The following is a 1,913-nucleotide window of genomic DNA, read 5'->3' as shown; positions in this document are numbered from 1 at the left end:
TCGTGGACCTTTGCTCATTGTGGGTAGGCGAAAGTCGTTTCGATACTGTTCTACGTCGAACGGTTCAGAGTTATCGAAGACACTAGAGCGCCAGTCGACTGGCGGCGAACGTCGTCGTCCGCCTCGGCCTCCTAGGGATGGCTGCAGGGGCGGATGGCCTCGGGTCCGTGCTTGATGAGTTTCGGATGGCACAGTCCAGTGACCTGCCCGATTTGTCCGCCGTCGGCGACGTCCACCAGCCGCTCCACGCGGTAACGCTGTTCGACGACAGGTTCACGAAGATCCATGAAGCCGAGCATGAGCCGGATACTGGAGACCGCGGCGGCAACGAGATTAACGTCATTCCGGCGAACGGCACGTCTGTAAATCTGCATGCATATTGGGATTCCGAGTTCGGAGGATACTCGACCGTATTCGGCGCTCTGTTCGACGGCTTCGATACCAAGACGGTTGATGGCGTCGTCGTATCAACTCCCAATATCCCTGCCCCACCCGCCGACAAGGCTGCCATTTCGGACCCTTCGGCATGGGCGCAGGAGAGCTTCGAGTTGGCAAAGGCCTACGCCCATGCGGAGCCGGTTGTGAAGGGCGAAAAGCCGGAACTGACGCGTGAATACGAAACCAACGCGAGACGCATTTCCGAACAGCAAGTGTCGCTCGCAGCGGCAAGGCTGGCCAACGTGCTGAATGCCGCTTTAGGAGGTCCCTGATCGACCGAGCGGAGCGCGCGGAACCGTTTAGGTCGGCGATCTCGTCATGCTTGGCGAGCAGCCAGGGCACGTAGGTCGTGGCCGCGCACGGAGGTCAAACCTGAACTGTGTCAGCGCGACTAAGGCGCCGTCGGCATAACGTCGACAATCACAGGTCCGCCGTCGCACATTCCGTCGGAAAATATCGCCAGTCGATAAACATCGCCGGATCCCTCCGTGTGGCTGGTCAAAACCGCCATTCCTTCCGGCTTGACCTCCTTGTCGCATTGCGCCCTCTTCGCCTGCGATAGATCGAGCGGCCCCAGGTCGGTGGTTTTCACGGGTGCCTTTCGATCGGCCTGCTCGTCGACCTTCCACAATGCGACGCGCCGGGCAGGCCGGGTTTGTCGGCGGAGCCACAGAGAGAAGAGATAGGCCGTTCCAGAAGTTGGTCTTGGGGTTCAGGGCGATCCGACGACCGCCCATTCGAACCGTCCCCGGTGAGCTATTTGGCCACGTGCCACACTCCTCCAACGCCATCGCCGTTGGCTTCACCGGCTTTCTTATCCTCGACATAGGTGTAAAGCGGCTTACCCTCATAGGCCCACATCTCTTTGCCATCCGCAGCTTTGACCAGAGACCATTCGCCTTCCGCCTTGGCCTTGGCTCCAGCGTGGAACGCCGGCCACTTTTTCAGGCAATCGCTATCGCAGTTGGATTTGCCTTTTGTATCTTTGTCGAATGTGTAAAGCACCATGCCTTTTTCAGTGGCCAGGACCTTGCCCATTTTAGTCTCGACCATCTTGGCCGGCTCGGCCGCAAAAGCAGACCCGGTTAAAGCAGTTAACGCACCTATCGCGATCAATATCGTTCTCATGATTTTTCTCCCATTCGGCAGTGCTGGCGGAATGCCAGCAGTACCCGATCTAACTGACAAAAACGCCCAACTATGAAAGCGGTTCCGCTCATCGAAGACGAGCACGACAGGCCAGCAATAGTTACAAGGTCCACGAAGCGCCAACTCCGGACCCTGCCAATGATGGCAGGGCGGTCGAAGCCGAAACGGTCCATACTTCGCTAAAGGGCCGGGCTTGACCGCTAAATTGCCACTACCTCGTCACCCACAATGAATCAGAATTCGGAATTTCAGACTATGTTATTAAAGGCATAGAGGTCGAACGCTAAATTATCTAAGGCGACGCGGGCCGCACCGCTTATGACAAT

The 1,913-nt window shown here is 57.6% G+C and carries 3 protein-coding genes; 1 reads left to right on the top strand and 2 read right to left on the bottom strand.

Features of this window, described 5'->3' with window-relative positions:
• The first annotated feature begins 185 nt into the window (after positions 1-185).
• Positions 186-710 carry a S1/P1 nuclease gene (locus AC1D1Z_RS36915; RefSeq protein ID WP_477853764.1) on the top strand — a complete coding sequence of 175 codons (525 nt, stop codon included), beginning with the start codon at positions 186-188 and terminating at the stop codon, positions 708-710.
• Positions 711-829: 119 nt separating this feature from the next.
• On the opposite strand, the gene AC1D1Z_RS36910 is transcribed toward AC1D1Z_RS36915, so the two are convergent.
• Positions 830-1,030 carry a hypothetical protein gene (locus tag AC1D1Z_RS36910; protein ID WP_446948914.1) on the bottom strand — a complete coding sequence of 67 codons (201 nt, stop codon included), beginning with the start codon at positions 1,028-1,030 and terminating at the stop codon, positions 830-832.
• A 164-nt stretch (positions 1,031-1,194) separates the two neighbouring features.
• A complete protein-coding gene (locus AC1D1Z_RS36905; protein WP_007797316.1) occupies positions 1,195-1,566 on the bottom strand; it encodes a COG4315 family predicted lipoprotein in 372 nt (123 codons plus the stop codon).
• Positions 1,567-1,913 lie beyond the last annotated feature (347 nt).

The sequence above is a fragment of the Rhizobium sp. P1_E1 genome (assembly GCF_056406015.1).
The sequence above is the reverse complement of the archived record's forward strand: the minus strand, read 5'-3'. Positions and strand labels throughout refer to the sequence as shown.

Excerpts from the sequence above, each read along its gene's own strand:
- AC1D1Z_RS36915 (WP_477853764.1), top strand. The coding sequence starts at position 186 with ATGGCACAGTCCAGTGACCTGCCCGATTTGTCCGCCGTCGGCGACGTC.
- AC1D1Z_RS36905 (WP_007797316.1), bottom strand. The coding sequence starts at position 1,566 with ATGAGAACGATATTGATCGCGATAGGTGCGTTAACTGCTTTAACCGGG.